The sequence below is a fragment of the Galbibacter orientalis DSM 19592 genome (assembly GCF_000260115.1).
Classification (GTDB): Bacteria; Bacteroidota; Bacteroidia; order Flavobacteriales; family Flavobacteriaceae; genus Galbibacter; species Galbibacter orientalis.
In genome coordinates this window covers 3,535,246-3,560,176 of the sequence record NZ_JH651379.1, presented here as the reverse complement: position 1 = coordinate 3,560,176, position 24,931 = coordinate 3,535,246, and the positions used below count along the sequence as shown (strand labels likewise).

Below are 24,931 nucleotides of genomic sequence, written 5' to 3'. Positions count from 1 at the left end.
CTAAAAACAAGTAATTTAGATAATAAACATTACTAAAATCCTCTTTTCATTCATTTTTACTAATAGCAAGGAGCCTATTTTGAAAACCTCATTTAAGCCTTGATATAAGTGGAGTACAATAAATTCCGTTAACTTTTATCGGACAACAATAGTTATAGAACACTAAAATTTCATTAGAAAATAGTATTTTGGTAGCCAATAACTATGTAATAAACTTACAAGAAAAAGATATAAATTATAATGTAATATTCCGACCTAGTGTTGAAGAATATAAACATGCTTAATGTGAGTAAACTACCTAGCAGGGGTAAACCTACAAGGTAGTTATAAGAAAAGCATTTTGATTCTGAAATAGGTTTTGGAGCATTAAAATCTCGATTATCGAGTAAATTTAAAACCCCATGAAGCTATTCTTTGCCCTATTTTTTTTCTTTATTTCTTTTATTGGATTTTCCCAACAGACTCAATTTATAGATATAAAAAAAGGAGATGTTACGCTAACAATTGATCCTGAATTAAAAAAAGTTTCAGGTTATGTTGTTTATACTTTTGATATTTTAAAAGCTACGGATTCGCTTTTTATTGATGCTAAAAACATGGAAATAGAAGCTGTGTTTTTAAATGATTCTCCTGTTGAATTTACTTATAACAATACAAAACTAAAAGTAAACTATAACTTTAAATCAAATACTTTAAATAGTTTAAAAATAGAATATTATACAAGTCCTAAAAAAGCTTTATACTTTGTGTCTCCTGACGGAAATAATAAAACTCAAGTATGGACGCAAGGGCAAGGAAAATACACTTCTAATTGGCTTCCTAGCTTTGATGATATGAACGAGAAGATAGAATTTGATCTTTCTATTTCAACTCCATCAATATATAAAACTATAGCAAATGGAAAACTTGTAGATAAAATAGAAGAGAAGAATTTAACTACTTGGAAATACGATATGCAATATCCAATGAGTAGTTATTTAGTAGCTTTAGCAGTTGGGAATTACGATTATGAAACGGAGGTTTCTAAAAGTGGAATTCCTATAGAAATGTATTATTATCCAAATAAATCGGATATAGTAGAACCTACTTATAGGCATACAAAGCATATTTTTGACTTTTTAGAAACAGAAATAGGTGTTGCTTATCCGTGGCAGAATTATAAGCAAGTTCCAGTAAAAGATTTTTTATATGCTGGGATGGAAAATACATCGCTTACTATTTTTTCCGATTCACATATGGTAGATTCAATTGGGTTTATTGATAAAAATTACATCAATGTTAATGCACATGAATTGGCGCATCAATGGTTTGGAGATTTAGTAACAGAGGAGAGTAGCACACACCATTGGTTACAAGAAGGTTTTGCTACGTATTATGCGCTTTTGGCTGAAAAGGAGATTTTTGGGGAAGATTATTTTTACGAGCAATTGTATAATTCAGCTAAACAATTAGAGGATTTAAATAAAAATGGAGGTGAAAGTCTGCTCAATCCAAAGGCGAGTAGCCTTACTTTCTATGAGCGGGGTGCTTGGGCTATTTTTGCATTGCGGAATTATATTGGCGATAGAGCGTTTAAAAAATCGATAAAGAAATATTTAAAAGATTATGCTTTTAAAAACGCCAATACTCACAACTTTATCAATATAGCTGCTGCTAAAAGTCAGATTAAATTAGAAGATTTTGTCCAAAAGTGGTTTGTAAATCCTAAATTTCCATTAGAAGATGCAAAACAATTGTTGCTTCAAAATGAAGTCTCTAAAACCCTGTTAACCATAGATGAAATGAATAATGAAGAAGTAATAAAATATGCAGAAGCGCATCCTATTATTTTTTCTTCTCAAGATAAATCTGTTATAGTTACTCATATTCTTAAACGCTTGCTTCCTAATTCCGAAGAGGAGAAGGCTGTTTTTTTAAAGGCTATGCAGTCTAACGTATTAAAAACACGACAAGCGGTAGCACTATATATGAATCCTATTCCGCAAGAATTTAAATCAGAATTCGAAAAATTACTATTAGATAAGAGTTATCTAACCATACAGAATGCTTTGATGAAGTTGTGGGTAAATTTTCCTTTTCCAAAAGATAGAGTTAGATTTCTTGATAAAACGAAAGGAATAACGGGTTTTAGCGATAAAAACATTGAAACATTATGGCTTACATTGGCTTTAATTACAGAAGACTATCAGCAAAATAATAAAAAAGAATATTTTGATATTTTGTTAAGTTACACCAATCCCTCACAACATTTTGAAATCCGTCAACAGGCTTTTCAATATCTTTATCAAATAAAAGGATTTGATGAAATGGCTCTTAGAAATTTAGTTCAAGCTTGCAAGCATCCTGTATGGCAGTTTTCAAAATTTTCAAGAGAATTGTTGAAAGAGTTAATGAGTAATAAAGATTATAGAATTGTCTTAGAAGGAATTGTAACCGATTTACCTTCCGAAGAAAAAGTTTTTCTTGAACAACAGCTACAAGAAAATTAATTATGAAATGGCCATTAACAATTAAAAACCAACCAATATGATGTCAAGAGCATGCATCTTACCATTGAGAAACATAAATATTAACAGATGAAAGCACTTGTAATATCTGGAGGAGGATCAAAGGGGGCGTTTGCTGGCGGAGTTGCTCAATATTTAATAGAGGAATTAAAAGTAGAGTACGATTTATTTTTGGGAACTTCCACAGGGAGTTTGTTGGTAAATCATTTAGCGCTTAATGAAGTAGAAAAGATAAAGGCTATTTATACCTCAGTAAACAACGAAAGCATCTTTAATATTTGTCCGTTTCGAATTAAAAAAAAGTATGGAGTTCAGCAAATTTCGATTCATCATTTAAATGTAATTCGCAATTTTTTAAGAGGAAGTAAAACTTTTGGAGAGAGTTATAATCTTAAAAAACTGATTCGAAATACTTTTACAGAAGAAGAGTTTTTAAAATTAAAACACAGTAAAAAAGAAGTAATAGTAACCGTATCCAATTTATCCTTAAATCAAGTAGAATACAAATCTATTAACGATTTTACGTATGATGATTTTTGCGATTGGGTTTGGATTTCCAGTAATTACACACCTTTTATGAGTTTAGTGAGAAAAGAAGGCTGTGAATATGCAGATGGAGGTATTGGCACTATGGTTCCTATTGAAGAAGCAATTAGGAGAGGGGCTACAGAAATTGATGCTATTATCCTTCAAACGGAAGTAACACAATTAAATCGTTTGCCTTCTAGAAATCCATTTTCATTACTTACCACTATGTTTAGTTTTATGTTGGATAGAATTGAACATCAAAACATTAGAATTGGGAAGTTTGTAGCGTCTAATAATGATGTTATTATAAATTTTTATTATACACCAACTGTATTAACTACAAATTCCTTAATTTTCAACAAAGAAAAAATGACAAGATGGTGGCAAAGTGGTTTTGATTTTGCTAAATTTAAAAACAAAGAAACGAGTCAGTTATAAGCTACTATAAAAAATCAATATAAAAGTATGCGAGCATTAGTTATAAGTGGAGGGGGAAGTAAAGGAGCATTTGCCGGTGGTGTTGCAGAGCATCTTATGAAAAAGGAAAAAAGAGATTACGATCTTTATTTAGGAACCTCTACCGGAAGCTTATTGATTCCACATTTGGCAAATAATGATATCGAAAAAATCTACGAAGTTTATACTACCGTTACTCAGCGTAAAATTTTCAGTAACAATCCGTTTGTAACTCGTAAAAAAGGAGATGAAGAATATGTAGCTATTAATTACTTAAACGTAATGTGGCAACTTATAAAGCGTAAGCGTACATTTGGGGAAAGTAAAAACTTACGTAAGCACATCAAAAAACATTTTTCTGAAAACGATTATAATTTACTCAAAGAGAAAGGGAAAAATGTAGTGGTAACGGTTTCTAATTTATCTATGAATCGAGTAGAATATAAGTCGATTATGGATTATGAATATGAAGATTTTTGTGATTGGATTTGGCTTTCTTGTAATTATGTTCCGTTTATGTCGCTTGCTAAAAAAAATGGTTTTGAGTATGCTGATGGCGGATTAGGGTGTGTAATTCCAATTCGCGAAGCTATTAAAATGGGCGCTACGGAAGTTGATGCCATTATTTTAGAAACTGAAAACATGGAGCACAAAAAAGTGTTAGGTAAGAATCCATTTTCTTTAATGGTAAATTTATATAGTTTTGTATTAGACCAACTAGAATCTCATGATGTGGTTGAAGGAAAACTAGCAGCTATCAATAAAAATGTGAAGCTAAACACTTATTTTACTCCTACAAGATTAACAGAAAACTCCCTGTATTTTAATAAGGAATTAATGGCGCAATGGTGGGAACAAGGAAAAGAATATGCAGAAGAGCGCGTAAAAATTCAAAAAGATGCTAAAAGAGTAACTATGGCAGGCTAATTTTTTAGACACTTTTACTTTTAAATCTCTATTAAATATAATTGAGAACCATACAAACCATTCCTTATACTATTTTCATAACCATTTTAATATCTGCACGTTTGTATGGAGTATTTGGTTCTAATGGCACTTCTTTAAAACCATATTTACGATAGAGGTGAATAGCATTTTCAAGCTTTCTGCTAGAGTAGAGGAGTACCTCCTTAAAACCTTTGTCTTTGGCAGTATCTATGCTAAACTGTAATAAATGCTGACCTATTTTTTTACCACGGTATTCTGGAGAAACAGCCATTTTTGTTAATTCAAAAATTCCATTTTCAACTTTTAAAAAAGCAAAGCACCCTACTATTTCAGTATCTATTTTAGCAAAATATATAAATCCTCCTTCATCTATAATATTCTCTTTACAATTAGATAATACTTCTTTATCATGAGGTTCTACAATAAAGAATTTCTCAAGCCATTCTACATTTAAATCTCTAAATGCAGTAGCATATTCCATTTTAAATGGTACAATTTCTATGTTCATATATTTCAATCCCTCATTGAGGGTTTTCTTCTCCAGAGCCTGTTCTGAGTTTCCCGAAGGGCTCTACGTCGAAATGGATTAAATTATTTTCTATTAAATACCTCGTAGGCTTACCTCGAGGGAGTTTATTTAATGTAGAAGCATTAGTGTAGCACTAATGATCTAATATGTATTTTAATTGTGTAATTACTTAATAAAGATTTACTTTCTTATAAAATCGGAAACTAGATAAGCTATTGCTTTACCAACTAAGTTTTTTTCTCGTTCGTTTTCCATAATCGGAGCAGCTTCACAAATATGGAGATAAGAAATGTTTTTTGCCTTTTTACTTTTAAATATAATTTCTCTCACAGTATTAAGAGGTAATCCTGAGCTTGTAATGGCACTACTAGGCATTCCTTCTATGGAATCCATATCTATTTCTAGTCCAAATTTAGAAGGTTTTACAAAATCAATCGCTTCTTTTATTTCAAAATCAAAGCCTTTTTCACAACGCACATACAGTTCTTCAAAAGTATTGTATTTAATTCGAGACTCCTTCTCTAGGGTTTTAAATACTTTTTTTGAAGTATAGTTTTCATGAAGCCCAAAGATAAAGTAATTTTCTAAAAATCCTTCATGAAAAGCATAGGAGAATCCGTTTCCGCTATGTCGACCTTCACGTTTTCTAAAATCGGTGTGTGCATCTATATTAAGGCAATTTATAGCATTTCCATAAGCCAATGAAGCGCCTTTTAATATTCCGTAGGCATTATTATGTCCGCCGCCAATAACAATAGGTTTCTTTCCGCTAGTAACAATTTTATGGATTATATTAGTCACTTCCGTATCTATAAGAGCGGTGATATTACGAGCTTCTTCAATTTGTTCCTCTCCTGAAAGGGCATCAATTTTTTTTAATTCAGAAGAAAAATCTAAATGCCCTAATAATAAAACTTTATTACCTTTTGTGTATTGGTTATTTTGAATATTTAAAATATATGGCAATGCTGCTTCCCAAGCATTTCTTGTTCCAGGCTTTCCTAAATTTGCTATTACCCCAATATCTTCGGGAATTCCCATTAAAACATATTTAGTTTCTGAAGCTGATAATTGAGAAACAAGGGAATCGTTCTCATGTAATAATTCTATATGTTCCCCTAATTTTTGCTCTCCTTTTCTAGGAGCAATTAAAGGGGTGATTTTTTTTAAATCGTAACTAACCAAATTTGAAGACATACTGTATATTTATTATAAAGCTGTAAACGCTTTTATCAAAAGATAATCTATGAACTCGTTGAAATTTTCAGGAAATAGAAAAAGTTTAAATGAGTTCTATATGTAAATGTTAAAAAAAAACTGATATGATACAATAAAATAGTTTTAAAAAATCTATTTTTAACTTTTAAACGTATATAATTCGTAAGGCATAGAAAAGAATGACTATTTTGCCGTACCAAATTTTTAAATAAACAACTTATGACAGAAACAAAATCCAATAATGGTTTAAAAGTAATAGCAGGACTACTTGCTGCTGCTTTGATAGGAACTCTTATTTATACAGCAAGCCTGTATAACAGTAAAAAAGAGACTACTAACAAGCTTAACAAAGAAAAAAATCTTGTTATTGAAGATTTGAATAATTTGAAATCTGATTATGATAGGGCTATTTCTGAAAGTGAATCAGCAAATGCTGAATTGGTAGAAGCACGAAATAAAATTGCAACCTATATAGATTCTGTACAGCAAATGAAAGCAGACATTAGTTCGCTTTCTAGATATAGAAGACAAGTACAACAACTTACCAAAGAGCGTGAATTTTTGTTAACTCAAAACGATTCTTTAAGAGCTTCAAATACGTTGTTGGCTATGCAAAGAGATAGTACAAAAACTGCTTTACAGGAACAATCTATGTTTACAGATTCTTTAATTATGCAAAACACTCAGCTTTCTAAAGTTGTAGAAACAGGAGCTGCTTTAGGGTTGGCTAAGTTTTCTGCGGAAGCTGTTAAAGAGCGTAATAGTGGTAAAATTGTTTCTGTAAACAATAATAGAAGAGCAGACAAATTAAAAATTTGTTACACAGTTGGAGCTAATAAAATTACAAAACCTGGAGCTAAACAATTCTATATTCAAGTAACAGATCCATCTGGAACAATTATGGGAGAGCGTGCTGTAGCTGCAAAAGAAGGTACAGAAACATCAGAACCTATAAGTATAACTTACAGTAAAGCTTCTAGTTTTTACTATGAAAACACTGTTTTAGATGTATGTGACTTTATTAATAAAGAAGGAGAAGATTTTGCTGAAGGAAAATACAGTGTTGTGGTTTACGACCAGAATTTAAAAGAATTAGGGTCGACACAATTTGACTTAAAATAAACTTACTAGATATGTAAATGTCGAGTAAAAAAACTCAACTAACCAATTAATTTAAGAAAGCATCGGGATATCTCTCGATGCTTTTTTTATGTTAGTTGTTCAAGAATTTCGGTAACAATCTCTTCTGGAGTATCTGCTATATTTACAGTTATTGCATGTTTTGGAGGCTGTAAAGTCTCAAATTGGGATTTTAGTAGGGCTATAGGCATAAAATGAGAAACTCTGCCTGCAAGTCTTTCTTCAATTAACTTGAAGTCGCCTAACAAATAAATAAACTCTGTGCTTTTTTCAATATCTTTTCTGAGAATTTTTCGATAAGAACCTTTTAAAGCAGAACAAGCAATAATACAGCTTGTGTTAGCTTCTATTTGTTCTATACAGAATTCGTTTATCTTTTCTAGCCATCCCAATCTGTCATCATCATTTAGAGGATGTCCAGCTTTCATTTTTTTGATATTTTCTTCAGGATGAAAATCATCTCCATCATAAAAAGGAATTCCTGTTTTTTCTGAAAGTAATTCCCCAATGGTAGTCTTTCCAGACCCAGAAACTCCCATAACAATTATGGCCTTAGGTTTTGGTAACATATTATATATATATGACACAAGATATAATTTTATTTGAAAAGAAACATTTTTGAGCATCGTAAAATTTGATATTCTTGATAAGAATACCTTCTTGTAAAATGGTAATTTTGGATAATGAAAAACTCAAAGAAATTACCTCTTGTTATTTTAATCGGAATTTTAGGTGTAGTGTTGTTTTCGGCCAAAGCTGTAATGGTTAAATTAGCGTATCAGTATAATGTAAGCGCAGTAAATTTATTGATGTTTAGAATGCTCTTTGCATTACCTTTTTATATTGCTGTGCTTCTTTTTACAAAAAAGGAATCTGAAAAACTCCCAAGGAAAAACTATGTATGGTTAATTGTATTTGGTTTTATAGGATATTATTTGGCGAGTTATTTTGATTTTGTAGGACTTCAATATATAAAAGCGAGTATAGAGAGAATTATTCTATTTATTTATCCTACCATAGTTCTATTGCTCTCTAGTATCTTTCTAAAGCGTCCTATTAGTAGGGTGCAGGTGTTTGCCATATCAATAACTTATATAGGAATTATTATTGCTTTCTGGGACGAAATAAGTGTGGATGGAGCACAATTTCTCTTGGGTGCAGGATTTATTTTCTTAAGCGCCATAACTTATGCATCATACTTGGTGGGAAGCGATTGGTTAATTCCAAAGTTTGGAGTGGTTAGGTTTACATCTTATGCTATGATTGTATCTTGTGTAAGCGTAATACTACATTATAGCCTCTTTGAGCATACATCCTTACTTGGATACCATCCAAATGTATATTGGTTAGGGCTAGCAATGGCTTTTTTCTCCACTGTAATTCCTTCTTATTTGGTGTCCTATTGTATTAAAGAGATTGGGGCTTCAAATTTTTCAATTTTAGCAGGATTAGGTCCCATATCAACTATTATTTTAGCATCTATTTTTTTAGGAGAACGTTTAACGTTACTTCAATTTGGAGGTGCAATTTTGGTAATTGTAGGAATAATTGTAGTGTCTTTAAATAAATCAACTTACAAAAAATCAGGTTCTTAACAATTTTCAGCAAAAGCTTGTTAATTACTTTACTGATGCAGGGTTTCATTTTAAGTCGCTATACATTATATTAGCAACAAAACCCATCTCTAATATTTTATGTCGGAAATTACTAAGTATACAGAAGACAATATACGTTCGTTAGACTGGAAGGAGCATATCCGCATGCGTCCTGGTATGTATATTGGGAAATTAGGCGATGGTTCTTCTGCAGACGACGGAATTTATATCCTCATAAAGGAAGTACTCGATAACTGTATCGATGAATTCGTTATGGGTGCAGGAAAAACCATTGAAGTTTCTATTCAGGGAAATAAAGTTATTGTACGCGATTATGGACGAGGGATTCCATTAGGAAAAGTGGTAGATGTTGTATCTAAAATGAATACCGGTGGGAAATACGATTCTAGAGCCTTTAAAAAATCGGTTGGTCTAAACGGAGTTGGTACCAAAGCGGTAAATGCTCTTTCCTCTTCTTTTAGAGTCGAATCAAATCGAGATAACAAATCTAAGGCGGCAGAATTTGAGCAAGGAAACCTTGTAAATGAAGAAGAATTAGACGAAACAAGTAGGCGGAGAGGAACAAAAGTTTCCTTTATCCCAGATGATACCATTTTTAAAAACTACAAATTCAGAAATGAATATGTAGAAAAAATGATTCGAAATTATGTATATCTTAATCCAGGGTTAACCATTATTTTTAATGGAGAAAAGTTTTATTCTGAAAATGGATTAAAAGATTTATTGGAAGATACTACCAATAAAGAAGATATGCTGTATCCAATTATTCATTTGCGTGGGGACGATATCGAAGTAGCAATAACTCACAGTAGAACACAGTATAGCGAAGAATATCACTCTTTTGTAAACGGACAAAATACAACCCAAGGTGGAACGCATTTGGCTGCTTTTAGAGAAGCAATTGTTAAAACATTACGCGATTTCTACGGAAAGAATTATGATGCTTCCGATATTAGAAAATCAGTTATTGCTGCTATTTCTATAAAAGTAATGGAGCCCGTTTTTGAAAGTCAGACAAAAACTAAATTAGGTTCTACAGATATGGGAGGCGATTTGCCAACGGTAAGAACCTATATCAACGATTTTGTAGGAACGCATCTTGATAATTTCTTACATAAGAATGCAGAAGTAGCCGATAAAATTCAGCGAAAAATTCTAGCAGCAGAGAGAGAGCGTAAAGAGCTTTCTGGAATTAGAAAACTAGCTAAAGACAGGGCTAAAAAAGCAAGTTTGCACAATAAAAAGCTTCGCGATTGTAGAGTGCATCTGGGTGATACCAAAAACCAACGTTCTTTAGAAACTACTTTGTTTATAACAGAGGGAGATTCCGCTTCGGGATCCATTACCAAATCTAGAGACGTTAATACACAAGCGGTATTTAGCTTACGTGGAAAGCCCTTGAATACCTACGGAATGACTAAAAAAATTGTGTATGAAAATGAGGAGTTTAATTTATTACAAGCGGCATTAAATATAGAAGAGTCAATGGAAGACCTTCGGTATAATAATATTGTAATAGCAACCGATGCCGATGTAGATGGAATGCACATCCGATTGTTGCTAATTACTTTTTTCTTACAGTTTTTTCCTGAATTGATTAAAGAAGGACATTTGTATATTTTGCAAACTCCTTTGTTTAGAGTTCGTAATAAAAAAGAAACCATCTATTGCTATAGTGAGGATGAAAGAAAAGAGGCAATTGAGAAGTTAACTGGGAAACCAGAAATAACTCGATTTAAAGGTTTGGGAGAAATTTCACCAGATGAGTTTCAACATTTCATTGGAGATGATATTCGTTTAGACCCAGTAATGCTTGATAAATCGATGTCGATTGAAAGTTTATTAGAATTTTACATGGGGAAAAACACTCCCGATCGTCAAAAATTCATTATAAATAACCTTCGAGTAGAACTTGATGTAATAGAAGAATAATAGTTAAAAATTAGCTATTTAAAATAATACCCTACTAACCTTTTATGGAAGAGAATACAGAATTAAATCCGGAAGAAAATAACAGTCAAGAAACCATCACTCGTGTTGGCGGAATGTACAAAGATTGGTTTTTGGATTATGCTTCGTATGTAATTTTAGAACGTGCAGTGCCAGCTATTGAAGATGGTTTTAAGCCAGTGCAACGTAGAATTATGCATTCTTTAAAAGAACTAGATGATGGCCGATACAATAAAGTAGCAAACATTGTAGGGCATACCATGCAGTATCACCCGCATGGAGATGCTAGTATTGGAGATGCCATGGTGCAAATTGGTCAAAAAGATTTGCTAATTGATACCCAGGGAAACTGGGGAAATATATTAACGGGAGACAGTGCTGCTGCTTCACGTTATATTGAAGCACGAATTTCTAAATTCGGATTAGAAGTTGTTTACAGTCCGAAAATCACAGAATGGCAACTTAGTTATGACGGCAGGAAGAAGGAACCGATTAATCTTCCTGTAAAATTTCCCTTACTGTTAGCTCAGGGAGCAGAGGGAATTGCTGTAGGATTATCAACAAAAGTATTACCGCATAACTTTATAGAGCTTATAGATGCTTCTATAAAACACCTAAAAGGAAAGAATTTTACGCTATATCCAGATTTTCCAACTGCTGGAATTATGGATATTACCAATTATAATGATGGTTTAAGAGGAGGGAAGATCCGTGTGCGTGCTAGGATTTCTCAATACGATAAAAATACACTGACTATAAGTGAAATTCCTTTTGGAACGAATACTTCTAGTTTGATAGATTCAATTTTAAAAGCAAACGATAAAGGAAAAATCAAAATAAAGAAGATTGAAGATAATACTGCTGCAAATGTTGAGATTTTAGTGCATTTGCCTTCAGGAATTTCTCCAGATAAAACTATTGATGCTCTGTATGCTTTTACAGCTTGCGAATCTTCTATTTCTCCATTGGCTTGTGTTATTGAAGATAATAAACCACTTTTTATAGGAGTCAGTGAAATGTTAAAGCGTTCTACCGATAATACGCTTGATTTACTGAAAAAAGAATTAGAGATTCAACTTCATGAACTGGAAGAGCAGTGGCATTTTGCTTCTTTAGAACGCATCTTTATTGAAAATAGAATTTATCGTGAAATTGAAGAAGAAGAAACTTGGGAAGGTGTAATTAGCGCTATTGACAAAGGACTTCAGCCTCATATAAAACATTTGAAACGTACAATTACTGAAGAAGATATTGTTCGTCTTACTGAGATTCGGATTAAACGTATTTCTAAATTTGATATTGATAAAGCCCAACAAAAAATAGACGCCTTAGAGGGAGATATCGCTACTGTGAAGCATCACTTAGAGCATTTAGTAGATTTTGCTATTGACTATTTTACAAAACTTAAAACTACTTACGGAAAAGGAAGAGAGCGTAAAACCGAGATTCGTATTTTTGACGATATTGAGGCCTCTAAAGTGGTAATTCGGAATACTAAACTTTATCTAAATCGTAAAGAAGGTTTTGTAGGAACATCTCTGAAGAGAGATGAATATGTATGCGATTGTAGTGATATTGATGATATTATCGTTTTTACTGCTACTGGTAAGATGATGGTTACAAAAGTTGACACCAAAACCTTTATTGGAAAAGATATTATTCATGTAGCTGTTTTTAAGAAAAAAGATAAGAGAACTATATATAATCTCATCTATAAAGATGGAAAAGGCGGGGCTACGTATGTAAAACGCTTTTTTGTATCGAGTATTACTAGAGATAAGGAGTACGATCTAACAAACGGAAAACCAGGTTCTTTTGTCCATTATTTCTCTGCAAATCCAAATGGAGAGGCAGAAGTGGTAACTGTTTTCTTACGTCAGGTGGGAAGTATTAAGAAACTTAAATGGGATCTTGATTTTGCCGATATTATGATTAAAGGTCGAGCTTCTAAAGGAAATATTGTAAGTAAATACGCAGTTAAACGTATCGAACTTAAAGAAAAAGGAGTTTCTACTTTAAAACCGCGTAAGATTTGGTTTGATGAAACGGTACAAAGATTAAATGTTGATGGGCGTGGAGAGCTACTCGGAGCTTTTAAAGGGGAAGATAGGTTGCTTATAATTACTCAAGAAGGAATGGTAAAAACAGTTACTCCAGAATTAACTATGCATTTTGAGAGTAATATTATTGTTTTAGAGAAATGGAATCCTAAAAAACCTATTTCTGCAATTTATTTTAATGGAGAGCGAGAGCTTTATTATATTAAAAGGTTTGTTATTGAAACTGAAGGAAAAGAAGAATCTTTTATTCCAGACAATTCAAATTCGCGTTTAGAAATTGTTTCAACCGATTGGAGGCCTGTTGCCGATATTGAATTTACCAAGGAAAGAGGAAAAGACCGAAAACCTAATTTGGAAGTAGATATAGAAGAGTTTATTGCTGTAAAAGGAATAAATGCTATCGGGAATCAGCTTACAAAAGATAAGGTAAATCAAATTAATTTACTAGAACCTTTACCTTTTGACGAACCAGAAGAGCTGCAGCCAGAAGAAATGGAGGTAAATGATGAGGAAGATGTTTCAGAAGAAAATAACTCAAACGCTAAAGATGATGACGGTCCAACGCTTTTTGATTTTGAATAAATAACAGTTAAAGGAGTTATTTAAAAAACGATTTACATTTAAAATAAAAAGCCAACAAACTCAAAATAATATAGAGTTTGTTGGCTTTTTAGATAGTTTCTTTCTGGACTTTGCAACTTTCTACTTTTTCACTTTTTTCTCAATATGAGAATCAACATACCCAAAAATTAAGTTAATTAAAACCACCAAAATACTGAGCACAGCTAATTCTATATAGAGTCCCGTTGCAGCTAAACAGCCAGCAGCGGCACTACACCAAATAGTTGCTGCAGTAGTTAATCCTTTAATTTTATTTTCTTTTTGGAGAATAACACCTGCTCCCAAAAAACCTATTCCAACTACAACCTGACTAAGAACTCGGGTAGCATCAACTCCAAATTGATGCTCATACTGCAAGGAAATTATTACAAAAACAGCAGCGCCAATAGCAACAAGAGTATTGGTTTTAAGTCCGGCGCTTTTTCCTTTATACTCTCGTTCCAAACCTATTAAAAGCCCAGCAATGGTAGCAGCGCTTATTTTTAAAATAAAATCTGTAACCTTTATATTTTCAATAACTGTCTCTATAAACATCATATAACTAAAATTATTAAAAATATTTTTATCTATGTATTTAAGAAAGAAAGTTTTAAAAATAGAAGCGCATAAAAAAGAGTCATATGTATGCTACTAACAGTAAATATGACTCTTTGTGGGATTAAGGATTTATTTTACTTTACTTTTTTCGCAATACCCTTTTGCTTATTTTTTTTATCTCCTACAGCAGCATATTCAAAAGTGTATGAGTTTTTGCTAGTAGTTAATATTTTCATATGAATAGCTTTTGCGTCGTTCCTAGAAGTTGGATTTATTTTTTTTACAATAAACTCACAATCATTAATCCAACGGACAGAGTTGGTGTCAATTTCATTCTCAAAATAATCAATTTCAAGAGTATCATTTCTAATAAATCTACTTGTTTTCTCTTCTCCGTTTATTGTGTAAGTAAATTCAAATTCTCCAGTTTTGAAATCTTCACATTTTTTTTCTTGCTGATAACAAGATGAAAGGAATATTAAGGAGAATAAGGCAAAAATAGAACGCATCATTTAATCTTTATTTTTATACTCTTCAAAGGTACCGTTTTTATAAAAAACTACGATACGAGCAATTTCATTTTTTTGCTCTTTATGCAAAGGAATAGGGAAGTCTTCTATTTTTTCCTGTTTCTCGTTTGTAACTTGATTTGTGTCCTCAGAAGAAAATAAGTCGGAAGTAGAAGAAGTTAAGTTTTTAGAATTTTCTTCTGTAGGTGGAAAACTTCCTTTTCCATTTAACAACCAATATAACTCTACTTCAGGAAAATTCTCAAGAATTCTCATTATAAAATCCAAACTAGGATTGTTCCTTCCTGAAAGTAAATGAGAAATAGAAGAGCGTTGAACACCTACTTTATCAGCAAAAGCAGAAGCCGATAAATCGTAAAAATCCAATACTTTCTCTAGTCGATTAATAAAATCCTCTTTGTTTACCATTGTAAACTAATGTTTAGTACAATTAATAGTTACAAATGTAAACATAACCGTTGACATAAGCAAATATAAGCACTAGGAAGGCTATTTATTTAATGTTAAACTTCATGTAATAGAGTTTAAATATCTGAAAATAAATAATTTATATTTCTAATTAATAATATATTGAGTAAATGTCTTTATTATGGTTACAGATGTAACTATTCCTATTTATGGCGCATTAAAGTTTGTTTACAAATGTGTATCATTTCAATTTACATTCGTAAACAATTATAATTTTACATTTGTAAACCTTAAATAACAATATGGATTTAATAGAAGACTTTACATCAAATTATACAGCATATATCAATCAAAAAATTAGAGGTCGGTATGTAACTCATAAAATGATTTCTCCTTTATTAGAAGATTATTCAGAAAAGTTTAATGTTGAACAAATAGGTGTTTCAGTATTAAACAACCCTATTCATAAATTAACTATTGGGTCTGGAAAAAATAGAATTTTAATATGGTCTCAAATGCATGGAAATGAATCAACAACTACAAAGGCTTTATTTGATTTCCTAAACTATATAGATACCAATATTGATGTTTTAAATTATATCAATGAGAATTTCACGCTTTGTATAATTCCTATTTTAAATCCAGATGGAGCTTTGGCATACACTCGAATAAATGCTAATGAAATTGATTTAAATAGAGATGCTCAAAATCAATCGCAGCCTGAAAGTAGAATTTTAAGAGCTGTTTTCAATGAATTTAAGCCTGATTATTGCTTTAATTTACATGATCAACGGACTATCTTTAGTGCAGGCAACCATAAGAAATCTGCTACAATATCTTTTTTAACGCCTGCTGAGGATGAAGAAAGAAAAGTAACACAGAATAGGAAGAGAAGTATGGAAGTTATTGTAGCGATGAATAAAATGCTTCAGAAATATATTCCAAAACAAGTAGGGAGATACGACGATGGTTTTAATTTGAACTGCGTTGGAGATACATTTCAATCGCTTGGCGTGCCTACTATTTTATTTGAATCTGGTCATTATCCAAACGATTATATGCGTGAAGAAACACGTAAATACATAGCTTATTCTTTAGTAACTGCTCTCCAATACATTAATCTAACTGAGGTTACAGGAAAGAAACATCATGATTATTTCCATATTCCAGAGAATGAAAAGCTCTTTTATGATATAATTTTAAGAAATTTTCCAATTGCTACTAAAGAAGAAACTGAATTTAAGGATGTCGCAATTTTCTTTAAGGAAACGTTAATAAATGATAAAATTGAGTTTAAGCCGAGTATTGAACATATCGAGAAGCACCTTCATTACTATGGCCATAAAGAATTAGATATGAGGAATGTGGGAGTTGATCCTGTGCCTATACATGAATTAAATAATAGTTATTTAACAGATTTGCTAAGAAAAATTTAATAAAATCAGGAAATCATTAAAAAAATAATCGGCAAACGATTATGAATAATTCAATTTTTTTTATTTTTTTTGCATATTCTTTAAAGATAATAAAAAACTATGGCGAAATTTAAATTAGACGAGGTAGATCATCAAATTCTAGATATGTTGATTGATAACACCCGAACTCCTTTTACTGATATAGCAAAGAAATTGCTTATTTCAGCGGGGACTGTTCACGTTAGAGTTAAAAAAATGGAAGATGCAGGTATTATTAAAGGCTCTTCTTTAACTCTAGATTACGTAAAACTAGGGTATTCATTTATCGCATATGTTGGAATTTTCTTAGAAAAAACGCATCAAACAAAGTTTGTTTTAGAGCGATTAAATCAGATTCCGTATATAACAGTAGCGCATATTACTACTGGAAAATTCAATATCTTCTGTAAGATTCGTGCTAAAGATACTAAGCATGCAAAAGATATAATTTTTAAAGTAGATGATATTGATGGAGTTTCTAGAACAGAAACTATGATTTCTCTAGAAGAAAGTATTAACGATAAACGTCGATTAATGCATACAATTTTTAACGATTTATAAGATTTCTGTTTTATAACAATAAACTAACCCTCTTAAGCCTTTGTTTTGAGAGGGTTTTTTGTATTTTTACGTAAAACAGAAAATTTTTATGCTAAGAAAACCAAAGATTGACCGATTTAATGAAAGTGTTTTATCAAGATATCAAATCTACAACAGTATTTTTATCACTTTACCATTTGATGAAATAAGTAATACTGGAGTATTATTACCGCTATTTTCTGAAATTTGTGAAAAGGGTTATGAAGAAAATAAAAACCCTACAGAGATAGTTGGTAATTTTTTTAAAAAATATTACGAAAAACCAACCGATACCGAAAAATTTGATCTTCTTTTTAGATTTATTCAATATATAGAAAGGCAAGTTGTGCTTTTTGATGCTATTGAAGATGCTACCTTTCCGGTTGTAAATAATATGGACGGAAGAGGTACGCTTCGGAACATAAAAGAAGAAGCGGAGGCTAAAAACAAAATGCCAGAGCTTAAAGCTTATTTAGAGCATTTTAAAGTGCGACCAGTATTAACAGCGCATCCTACGCAGTTTTACCCAGGTTCTGTATTAGGTATTATAACCGATTTAGCTACCGCAATTAGAGATAACAATTTAAATCTTATTAAAAAGTTACTCGCGCAATTAGGAAAAACTCCTTTCTTTAAAAAAGAAAAGCCTACACCTTTTGATGAGGCTGTGAGTTTGATTTGGTATTTGGAAAATGTGTTCTACCAATCTGCTAGTCAGATTTTTGATTATATCCAAGATAATATTTTTGGAGAAGAGGAATTAAACAACCAAGTATTAAATTTAGGTTTTTGGCCTGGAGGAGATAGGGATGGAAATCCTTTTGTAACTACAGAAATTACTTTAAAAGTAGCTGATAGACTTCGTAGTACAATTCTTAAAAATTATTATCGTGATGTAAGAAGGTTACGTCGTAGAATTACCTTTAAATTTGTAGATAAGCTTATTACTGATTTAGAGTCTAAGCTTTATGAAAACATATTTCTACAAAGTGGGAGAACTACCATTACTGCAGAAGAGACTATGAGTACTCTTTTAGAGATAAGAGAGATTCTGGAAACTAAACATCAGTCGTTATTTGTTGATGAAATAAATGATTTAATTAATAAAATGAAGCTATTCGGCTTTCATTTTGCAACCTTAGATATTCGTCAAGATTCAAGAGTACACCACAACGTATTATCAAATATTGTTGAGGAGTCTTTAGAAATGGGACTTGATATTTTTCCGAAGAATTACAATAAATTATCCGAAGAAAAACAAATCAATGCGCTTAGTAAAATTGTAGGAAAAGTTAATCCTAGTTTGTTTAAACATGAGATGAGTAGAAACACGCTTGAATCTATTTATGCCATGAAAACCATTCAAAGAAATAATGGGGAAATGGGAAGTAATAGATACATTATTAGTAATAATGGTAGTGTGTTAAATGTAATGGAGGCGTTTGCTATGATTCGTATGTGCGATTGGGAGCAGCCAACTACCGATGTTGTACCGTTATTTGAAACTGTTGAGGATTTAGAAGATGCGCATAATGTTATGGAGACGCTTTATAAGAACAAGGCGTATGCAGAACATTTAAAACGTAGAGGGAATAAGCAAACTATTATGCTTGGTTTCTCTGATGGAACAAAAGATGGAGGTTATTTAATGGCTAACTGGGGAATTTACAGAGCTAAAGAAGCCTTATCTGCTATATCTCGTAAATACGGTATTAAAGTTGTCTTTTTTGATGGTAGAGGAGGACCACCAGCACGTGGAGGTGGTAAAACGCATCAGTTTTATGCTTCATTAGGACCTACAATTGAAAATGAAGAAGTTCAGCTTACTATCCAAGGTCAGACTATTAGTTCTAATTTTGGAACTCCAGAATCTTGCCAGTATAACTTAGAGCAATTATTAAGTTCTGGGATTGCAAATAATGTTTTTGCTAATGAAAAAGATAGATTAGGGAAAGAAGATAGGGATACAATGGATAGATTAGCTAAAATTAGCTATAAAGCATATGTAGATTTTAAAAATCATCCTAAATTCTTGCCTTATTTAGAGCGTATGAGTACGCTAAAATATTATGCAAAAACAAATATTGGAAGTAGACCTTCAAAAAGAGGAGGGGGCGATAAATTAGTTTTTTCTGATTTAAGAGCAATTCCTTTTGTAGGAAGTTGGAGTCAGTTAAAACAAAATGTACCAGGATTTTATGGGGTAGGTGTTGCTATCCAAGAGTTTGTAGACAACAATGAATTTGATAAAGTACAATCGCTATACCAAAACTCTACTTTCTTTAGAACTTTGCTAGAAAATAGTATGATGAGTTTAACTAAGTCTTTCTTTAAGCTTACTGCCTATATGCAAGATGATAAAGAGTTTGGAGCTTTTTGGAAGATTATACATGAAGAATATGAAAGAAGTAAGGCTATGCTGCTTAAATTAACAGGATATTCCGAGTTAATGGAAGATACGCGCTCTATGAAAGCTTCAATTCAAGTAAGAGAGAAAATAGTGTTGCCTTTATTAACAATTCAGCAATTTGCTCTTAGACAAATTCAAGAGTTAAATGCTTCTAAAAAAGAGGTAGATCCAGAGCTTATGGAAACTTATGAGCGTATGGTTACTCGCTCTTTATTTGGGAATATAAATGCTGCCAGAAACTCAGCATAAGTATTTAAAAATAGCTAATTTAAAGCTGTTAAGTAATCTTTTGTAGATTATTTAACAGCTTTTTCCTTATATAAAAGATATCTTTAAAATAGCTATTACTCCAATTTAATTTTAAATGAAAATAAAAACTAGCATTAAAATTTTAAAAGATACTTTTTCTAGATGGTTGGACTTAGACCCATTTGCGCAAAGTGCTATTATTGCATACTACACTTTATTTTCTTTACCTTCATTATTATTGATAGTAATTTGGGTGACTAGTATTTTCTTCGGAAGAGAAGCGGTGCAAGGACATATTACTCAGGAGTTCTCAAGTTTAGTAGGGTATGAGCCAGCAAAAGCCATTGAGGGGATGATAAGTAGTGCAAGTATTAATAGCAATTCTGCGGTGAATATGATTATAAGTGGAGGGACATTGATTTTTGGGGCAACAGGAGTTTTTTTTCAATTACAAAAAACACTAAATACTATTTTTGAGGTTAAGGAAGATAATTCTACTTTTAAGAAAATGGTTATAGATAGGCTTATTTCTTTTGGGATGGTAATGGCTATTGGATTTTTATTGATTATCTCTTTAATTGTATCTGCAGGAATTTCAGTGTTTAATAATTACGTTAAAAATTATTATCCAGAAATAGCTTCTCTTATTGTTAGCGGACTTAATTTTTTAGTTTCATTAGTGGTTATAACAATTTTATTTGGAGCTATTTATAGATTTTTACCTCACAAAAGAATTCGTTGGAAAACAGCTTTAATAGGGGCTTCCATAACTACATTATTATTTTTATTAGGGAAAACAGTTATAGGAGTTTACTTTGGGCAAGCAGCGCCTGCATCGGTTTATGGTGGTGCAAGTTCAGTGGTATTAATTTTACTTTGGGTATACTATACGGGACTTATATTTTTTATGGGAGCTGAATTTACAATGGTGTATTCAGAATATAGAATTAATAAAAAAAAGCCTGAAACATCAATAGATGATGTTCAGGCGTAAATTTAATCCCTCATGAACTTATTATAAGAAATTGTCCAACGTCTTTATTAAAAATTAGAAATTTGGACTCAAATTGAATTTTTTGTAAAAAGCATCAAGAACCTCAATTACTTCGTCTTCAGTATCTACTAGCTTAATCAAATCTAAATCTTTTTCACTTATATTGTTATTTGCATTTAGCAAGGTTGTTTTAACCCAGTCCATTAATCCTCCCCAAAAATCGGTTCCAACTAATATAATAGGAAACATTGCTATTTTTTTAGTTTGAATGAGTGTAATAGCCTCAAAAAGCTCGTCTAAAGTTCCAAATCCACCTGGCATAACTACAAATCCTTGAGAATATTTTACAAACATAACTTTACGAACAAAAAAGTAATCAAAATCTAAACTTTTATCACTATCTATGTATGGATTGTCATGTTGCTCAAAGGGGAGTTCTATGTTTAAACCTACAGAGGTTCCACCTGCCAAATGTGCTCCTTTATTACCAGCTTCCATAATTCCAGGGCCACCACCCGTAATTACTCCATAACCAGCCTCTACTATTTTCTTAGCAATATTTTCTGCCAATTGATAATATTTGTGTTCTGGTTTAGTACGAGCAGATCCAAATATAGAAACACAGGGACCTATTTTACTTAATCTCTCATAGCCATTTACAAATTCACTCATGATTTTAAAAATGGCCCATGAATCATTTGTTTTTATCTCATTCCATCCTTTATGATGCTTTTCTTTTCTCATTTTATATTGTGTTTTAATAATCAATAGGTTTATTTACAGTAACTTAAATAGTTTATTTTAATTCTTTCTTTAAGTACTTAGCGGTATGACTTTTTTTATTAGTAACTATTTCTTCTGGAGCTCCAGTGGCAATAACTTTTCCACCACCTTTTCCGCCTTCAGGGCCAATATCTATAATATGATCTACCATTTTAATAACATCTAGATTATGCTCAATTATCAAAACAGTATTTCCTTTGTTAGTTAGTGTATTGAGAACTCCCATCAATACATTAATATCTTCAAAATGTAATCCAGTTGTGGGTTCGTCTAAAATATAAAACGTATTTCCAGTATCTTTTTTAGAAAGTTCTGTAGCCAATTTCACGCGTTGAGCTTCCCCGCCAGAAAGGGTAGTAGACTGCTGTCCTAGTGTAATATAGCCTAACCCTACGTCTTGCAATGTTGCTATTTTACGGTGTATCTTTGGGATGTTTGCAAAAAACTCCACAGCTTCATTAATAGTCATTTCTAAAACATCGGCAATCGACTTTCCTTTATATCTAATTTCTAAGGTCTCTCTATTGAATCGTTTTCCATTACAAGTTTCACATGATACTGTTACATCTGGCAAAAAATTCATTTCAATAACTCTCACTCCGGCACCTTGACAGGTCTCACATCTTCCTCCTTTTACATTAAAGCTAAATCTTCCAGGCTTATAACCGCGAATCATAGCTTCTGGGGTTTGTGTAAATAGTGTTCTAATTTCACTAAAAACACCAGTATACGTAGCAGGGTTGGAGCGAGGGGTTCTCCCTATTGGAGATTGATTAATATCTATTACCTTATCTATATGCTCTAAGCCTTTGATGCTTTTGTAAGGCATGGGGATTTTTACAGCATTAAAAAAGTGTTCATTTAAAATAGGATATAAGGTCTCGTTAATTAATGTAGATTTTCCGCTTCCAGAAACTCCCGTAACTCCAATCATTTTTCCTAAAGGAAACTCAACATTGATGTTCTTTAAATTATTTCCAGAACATCCTTTTAAAACAATAGATTTTCCATTGCCTTTTCTTCGTTTTTCAGGAATTTCAATTTCTTTCTTTCCTGTGATGTAATCTGCTGTAAGGGTATTGTATTTCTTTAATCCTGATGGAGGTCCTTCAGAAATTATTTCACCGCCTAACTTTCCTGCTTTTGGACCGATATCGATAACATGATCTGCACGTTCAATCATATCTTTATCGTGCTCCACCACAATCACAGAATTCCCAATATCTCTTAAAGATTCTAAAGATTTTATGAGTCGGTCGTTATCTCTTTGATGTAATCCAATACTCGGCTCGTCTAAAATATACAAAACACCAACAAGTTGCGAACCTATCTGTGTGGCTAAACGAATTCGTTGTGCTTCCCCACCAGAAAGCGACTTTGAACTTCTGCTTAGCGATAAATAATTAAGACCAACATCTAAAAGAAAATCAATTCTTGCCGTAATCTCTTTAAGAATTTCCTCTCCAATTTTTAACTGCTTTTCTGAAAGTTGCTTTGGTAAATCTTTAAAGAAAGAAGCTAATTCAATCATATCTAAAGCAGATAATTCAGCTATATTTTTTTCATTCACCATAAAATACAACGACTCCCTTCTTAGTCTGCTTCCATCACAAGTAGGGCAATTTACTTTATCCATAAATCCTTTTGCCCAGCGACGGATAGAGGTAGACTGACTCTCTTCAAACTGATTTTTTATAAAGCTAATAATCCCTTCAAAATCAATTTTGTAATCTCTGGTAATTCCTAATGTTTTAGATTCTACAGAGAATTTTTCATTCCCTCCATTAAGAATCATTTCCATTGCTTCGGCAGGGATTTTCTTAATTGGATCTGTGAGTTCAAAATCGTAACGTTGTGCTATAACTTCTAACTGCTTGAAAATCCAAGATTTTTTATATTCTCCTAAGGGAGCAATCCCGCCAGCTTTAATGCTTAAAGCATCATTAGGAATAATTTTTTCAAAGTTTACTTCATATATCTTCCCTAAGCCACTGCAAGTAGGGCACATTCCTTTAGGGGAATTGAATGAAAATGTATTAGGCTCTGGATTAGGGTATGAAATTCCAGAAGTAGGACACATTAAATTTCGACTAAAAAAACGGGCTTCCTCAGTATCATGATCTATTATCATTAACACATCATCTCCATGATACATGGCGGTATTAATACTCTCAGAAAGGCGTTTAGAGGTATTTTCATTATCATCAATTTGCATTCTATCGATGACGGTTTCTATATCATGATTTTTATAACGGTCAACTTTCATTCCTTTGGTGAGGTCTAAAATTTCTCCGTCAACCCGTACTTTTACAAAACCTTGTTTAGAAATCTGCTCGAATAATTCCCTATAATGTCCTTTTCTACTTCTAACTACTGGTGCAAGAATATTGATCCGCTTACCATTATACTCGCTTATAATAAGGTCTTTTATCTGCTCGTCGCTATAACTCACCATTTTTTCACCAGTATTGTAGCTATAAGCATCTGCAGCACGGGCAAATAATAAACGTAAGAAATCGTATATCTCAGTAATAGTCCCAACGGTAGAGCGTGGCGACTTAGAAGTAGTTTTTTGTTCAATAGCGATAACAGGGGAGAGTCCGTCAATTTTATCGACATCGGGACGCTCTAATCCTCCAAGAAATTGACGTGCATATGCTGAAAATGTTTCAATATATCGACGTTGACCTTCGGCATAAATAGTATCAAAAGCTAAGGATGATTTCCCACTTCCTGAAAGTCCGGTTATAACTACCAATTTTTCTCTTGGAATTGTTACATCTATATTTTTAAGGTTATGGACTCTAGCGCCTTTAACCTCTATGTTTTCTTCAAAATTTGTCATATAAAACGCAAAACTACAAAGTTACGATTTTAAGTGTTAAAAGGGAAGAAGATGGAGTTTTGAATTTAATAATTAAGTTATTGGTTTGTCAAGCCGTAAAATTCCTTAAAATAATCCCGTCATTTCGACTGAAATGAGAAATCACACCCACAAAATAACAGAGATTTGATTGTTCTGAGTTTGTCGTATTCATACAGAAAAATCGATTAAGAAAAATTTTCTTATTGATAGCTAGGGTGTTCAATTCAAATTGCTTTCGATAATGAGATGTCTCCCGCTGGTCGACATGACTGCGTTGCTTTAGTCATTTCGACTGAAAAGGAGAAATCGCACCAACAGAATTACAGAGATTTGATTGCTTTGGATTCTGTTATGTTCTTATAGAAAAATCTATAAAGAAAACTTTTCTTATTAACGCTTAAACTGTTCTATCCATGGTGCGTTTGATAATGAGATGTCTCCCGTTGGTCGACATGACTACGGTGCTTTAGTCATTTCGACTGAAAAGAGAAATCACATCAACAAAATAATAGAGATTTGATTGTTCAGAGTTTGTCAATTTTTAGAGG

General features: G+C 32.2%; 19 protein-coding genes. 11 read left to right on the top strand and 8 right to left on the bottom strand.

Annotation, left to right across the window (positions count from 1 at the left end):
- The first annotated feature begins 401 nt into the window (after positions 1 to 401).
- The 3 genes from JOOMADRAFT_RS15580 to JOOMADRAFT_RS15570 all read left to right on the top strand — a co-directional run bounded on the left by JOOMADRAFT_RS15580 (position 402) and on the right by JOOMADRAFT_RS15570 (position 4,418).
- Positions 402 to 2,489: a M1 family metallopeptidase gene (locus JOOMADRAFT_RS15580; protein WP_008615058.1), complete on the top strand. Its 2,088-nt coding sequence runs from the start codon at positions 402 to 404 to the stop codon at positions 2,487 to 2,489.
- 87 nt (positions 2,490 to 2,576) lie between these two features.
- Positions 2,577 to 3,473, top strand: coding sequence for a patatin-like phospholipase family protein (locus tag JOOMADRAFT_RS15575; protein ID WP_008615056.1), 897 nt, complete (start codon positions 2,577 to 2,579; stop codon positions 3,471 to 3,473).
- 27 nt (positions 3,474 to 3,500) lie between these two features.
- Complete coding sequence (locus JOOMADRAFT_RS15570) at positions 3,501 to 4,418, top strand: patatin-like phospholipase family protein (RefSeq protein WP_008615054.1); 918 nt, start codon at positions 3,501 to 3,503, stop codon at positions 4,416 to 4,418.
- A gap of 64 nt (positions 4,419 to 4,482) precedes the next feature.
- Here the strand turns inward: JOOMADRAFT_RS15570 and JOOMADRAFT_RS15565 are convergent, their stop codons facing one another.
- Both JOOMADRAFT_RS15565 and JOOMADRAFT_RS15560 read right to left on the bottom strand, forming a co-directional pair.
- On the bottom strand, positions 4,483 to 4,947 hold the full coding sequence (locus JOOMADRAFT_RS15565; protein ID WP_008615053.1) for a GNAT family N-acetyltransferase: 465 nt from the start codon (positions 4,945 to 4,947) through the stop codon (positions 4,483 to 4,485).
- A 201-nt stretch (positions 4,948 to 5,148) separates the two neighbouring features.
- The gene (locus JOOMADRAFT_RS15560) at positions 5,149 to 6,165 is read right to left on the bottom strand and encodes a formimidoylglutamase (RefSeq protein ID WP_008615051.1); all 1,017 of its coding nucleotides are present in this window, start codon (positions 6,163 to 6,165) and stop codon (positions 5,149 to 5,151) included.
- Between the two features lie 240 nt (positions 6,166 to 6,405).
- Here JOOMADRAFT_RS15560 and JOOMADRAFT_RS15555 point away from each other — a divergent pair, with 240 nt between their 5' ends.
- Positions 6,406 to 7,308, top strand: a complete 903-nt coding sequence (locus JOOMADRAFT_RS15555) for a hypothetical protein (protein ID WP_008615041.1) — start codon at positions 6,406 to 6,408, stop codon at positions 7,306 to 7,308.
- Positions 7,309 to 7,394: 86 nt separating this feature from the next.
- Here the strand turns inward: JOOMADRAFT_RS15555 and JOOMADRAFT_RS15550 are convergent, their stop codons facing one another.
- Positions 7,395 to 7,913 carry a gluconokinase gene (locus tag JOOMADRAFT_RS15550; protein WP_245547684.1) on the bottom strand — a complete coding sequence of 173 codons (519 nt, stop codon included), beginning with the start codon at positions 7,911 to 7,913 and terminating at the stop codon, positions 7,395 to 7,397.
- A gap of 96 nt (positions 7,914 to 8,009) precedes the next feature.
- On the opposite strand from JOOMADRAFT_RS15550, the gene JOOMADRAFT_RS15545 reads away from it, so the two are divergent.
- From JOOMADRAFT_RS15545 to JOOMADRAFT_RS15535, 3 genes are all read left to right on the top strand, one after another.
- Positions 8,010 to 8,921: a DMT family transporter gene (locus JOOMADRAFT_RS15545; RefSeq protein ID WP_008615024.1), complete on the top strand. Its 912-nt coding sequence runs from the start codon at positions 8,010 to 8,012 to the stop codon at positions 8,919 to 8,921.
- Positions 8,922 to 9,020: 99 nt separating this feature from the next.
- Entirely contained in the window at positions 9,021 to 10,874 is a 1,854-nt protein-coding gene (locus JOOMADRAFT_RS15540) for a DNA topoisomerase IV subunit B (RefSeq protein WP_008615022.1), read from the top strand.
- Positions 10,875 to 10,918: 44 nt separating this feature from the next.
- Positions 10,919 to 13,534: a DNA gyrase/topoisomerase IV subunit A gene (locus tag JOOMADRAFT_RS15535; protein WP_008615017.1), complete on the top strand. Its 2,616-nt coding sequence runs from the start codon at positions 10,919 to 10,921 to the stop codon at positions 13,532 to 13,534.
- A gap of 120 nt (positions 13,535 to 13,654) precedes the next feature.
- Here JOOMADRAFT_RS15535 and JOOMADRAFT_RS15530 read toward each other — a convergent pair whose 3' ends face one another.
- The 3 genes from JOOMADRAFT_RS15530 to JOOMADRAFT_RS15520 form a co-directional block, all read right to left on the bottom strand.
- A complete protein-coding gene (locus tag JOOMADRAFT_RS15530) occupies positions 13,655 to 14,110 on the bottom strand; it encodes an MgtC/SapB family protein (protein ID WP_008615016.1) in 456 nt (151 codons plus the stop codon).
- A 134-nt stretch (positions 14,111 to 14,244) separates the two neighbouring features.
- The gene (locus JOOMADRAFT_RS15525) at positions 14,245 to 14,622 is read right to left on the bottom strand and encodes a hypothetical protein (RefSeq protein ID WP_008615015.1); all 378 of its coding nucleotides are present in this window, start codon (positions 14,620 to 14,622) and stop codon (positions 14,245 to 14,247) included.
- Positions 14,623 to 15,048, bottom strand: a complete 426-nt coding sequence (locus JOOMADRAFT_RS15520) for a helix-turn-helix transcriptional regulator (protein ID WP_008615014.1) — start codon at positions 15,046 to 15,048, stop codon at positions 14,623 to 14,625.
- A 302-nt stretch (positions 15,049 to 15,350) separates the two neighbouring features.
- On the opposite strand from JOOMADRAFT_RS15520, the gene JOOMADRAFT_RS15515 reads away from it, so the two are divergent.
- The 4 genes from JOOMADRAFT_RS15515 to JOOMADRAFT_RS15500 all read left to right on the top strand — a co-directional run bounded on the left by JOOMADRAFT_RS15515 (position 15,351) and on the right by JOOMADRAFT_RS15500 (position 20,734).
- Positions 15,351 to 16,484, top strand: a complete 1,134-nt coding sequence (locus JOOMADRAFT_RS15515; RefSeq protein WP_008615012.1) for a M14 family metallopeptidase — start codon at positions 15,351 to 15,353, stop codon at positions 16,482 to 16,484.
- A 99-nt stretch (positions 16,485 to 16,583) separates the two neighbouring features.
- The gene (locus JOOMADRAFT_RS15510) at positions 16,584 to 17,063 is read left to right on the top strand and encodes an Lrp/AsnC family transcriptional regulator (RefSeq protein WP_008615011.1); all 480 of its coding nucleotides are present in this window, start codon (positions 16,584 to 16,586) and stop codon (positions 17,061 to 17,063) included.
- A gap of 88 nt (positions 17,064 to 17,151) precedes the next feature.
- Positions 17,152 to 19,740, top strand: coding sequence for a phosphoenolpyruvate carboxylase (locus tag JOOMADRAFT_RS15505; RefSeq protein WP_008615010.1), 2,589 nt, complete (start codon positions 17,152 to 17,154; stop codon positions 19,738 to 19,740).
- Between the two features lie 115 nt (positions 19,741 to 19,855).
- Positions 19,856 to 20,734, top strand: coding sequence for a YihY/virulence factor BrkB family protein (locus JOOMADRAFT_RS15500; RefSeq protein ID WP_008615009.1), 879 nt, complete (start codon positions 19,856 to 19,858; stop codon positions 20,732 to 20,734).
- Positions 20,735 to 20,788: 54 nt separating this feature from the next.
- Here the strand turns inward: JOOMADRAFT_RS15500 and JOOMADRAFT_RS15495 are convergent, their stop codons facing one another.
- Complete coding sequence (locus JOOMADRAFT_RS15495) at positions 20,789 to 21,478, bottom strand: LOG family protein (RefSeq protein WP_008615007.1); 690 nt, start codon at positions 21,476 to 21,478, stop codon at positions 20,789 to 20,791.
- Between the two features lie 52 nt (positions 21,479 to 21,530).
- Positions 21,531 to 24,362 carry an excinuclease ABC subunit UvrA gene (gene uvrA, locus JOOMADRAFT_RS15490; protein WP_008615006.1) on the bottom strand — a complete coding sequence of 944 codons (2,832 nt, stop codon included), beginning with the start codon at positions 24,360 to 24,362 and terminating at the stop codon, positions 21,531 to 21,533.
- Positions 24,363 to 24,931 lie beyond the last annotated feature (569 nt).

Coding starts and splice junctions, on each gene's coding strand:
- JOOMADRAFT_RS15580 (WP_008615058.1), top strand. CDS start 402: ATGAAGCTATTCTTTGCCCTATTTTTTTTCTTTATTTCTTTTATTGGA.
- JOOMADRAFT_RS15575 (WP_008615056.1), top strand. CDS start 2,577: ATGAAAGCACTTGTAATATCTGGAGGAGGATCAAAGGGGGCGTTTGCT.
- JOOMADRAFT_RS15570 (WP_008615054.1), top strand. CDS start 3,501: ATGCGAGCATTAGTTATAAGTGGAGGGGGAAGTAAAGGAGCATTTGCC.
- JOOMADRAFT_RS15565 (WP_008615053.1), bottom strand. CDS start 4,947: ATGAACATAGAAATTGTACCATTTAAAATGGAATATGCTACTGCATTT.
- JOOMADRAFT_RS15560 (WP_008615051.1), bottom strand. CDS start 6,165: ATGTCTTCAAATTTGGTTAGTTACGATTTAAAAAAAATCACCCCTTTA.
- JOOMADRAFT_RS15555 (WP_008615041.1), top strand. CDS start 6,406: ATGACAGAAACAAAATCCAATAATGGTTTAAAAGTAATAGCAGGACTA.
- JOOMADRAFT_RS15545 (WP_008615024.1), top strand. CDS start 8,010: ATGAAAAACTCAAAGAAATTACCTCTTGTTATTTTAATCGGAATTTTA.
- JOOMADRAFT_RS15540 (WP_008615022.1), top strand. CDS start 9,021: ATGTCGGAAATTACTAAGTATACAGAAGACAATATACGTTCGTTAGAC.
- JOOMADRAFT_RS15535 (WP_008615017.1), top strand. CDS start 10,919: ATGGAAGAGAATACAGAATTAAATCCGGAAGAAAATAACAGTCAAGAA.
- JOOMADRAFT_RS15530 (WP_008615016.1), bottom strand. CDS start 14,110: ATGATGTTTATAGAGACAGTTATTGAAAATATAAAGGTTACAGATTTT.
- JOOMADRAFT_RS15525 (WP_008615015.1), bottom strand. CDS start 14,622: ATGATGCGTTCTATTTTTGCCTTATTCTCCTTAATATTCCTTTCATCT.
- JOOMADRAFT_RS15520 (WP_008615014.1), bottom strand. CDS start 15,048: ATGGTAAACAAAGAGGATTTTATTAATCGACTAGAGAAAGTATTGGAT.
- JOOMADRAFT_RS15515 (WP_008615012.1), top strand. CDS start 15,351: ATGGATTTAATAGAAGACTTTACATCAAATTATACAGCATATATCAAT.
- JOOMADRAFT_RS15510 (WP_008615011.1), top strand. CDS start 16,584: ATGGCGAAATTTAAATTAGACGAGGTAGATCATCAAATTCTAGATATG.
- JOOMADRAFT_RS15505 (WP_008615010.1), top strand. CDS start 17,152: ATGCTAAGAAAACCAAAGATTGACCGATTTAATGAAAGTGTTTTATCA.
- JOOMADRAFT_RS15500 (WP_008615009.1), top strand. CDS start 19,856: ATGAAAATAAAAACTAGCATTAAAATTTTAAAAGATACTTTTTCTAGA.
- JOOMADRAFT_RS15495 (WP_008615007.1), bottom strand. CDS start 21,478: ATGAGAAAAGAAAAGCATCATAAAGGATGGAATGAGATAAAAACAAAT.
- uvrA (WP_008615006.1), bottom strand. CDS start 24,362: ATGACAAATTTTGAAGAAAACATAGAGGTTAAAGGCGCTAGAGTCCAT.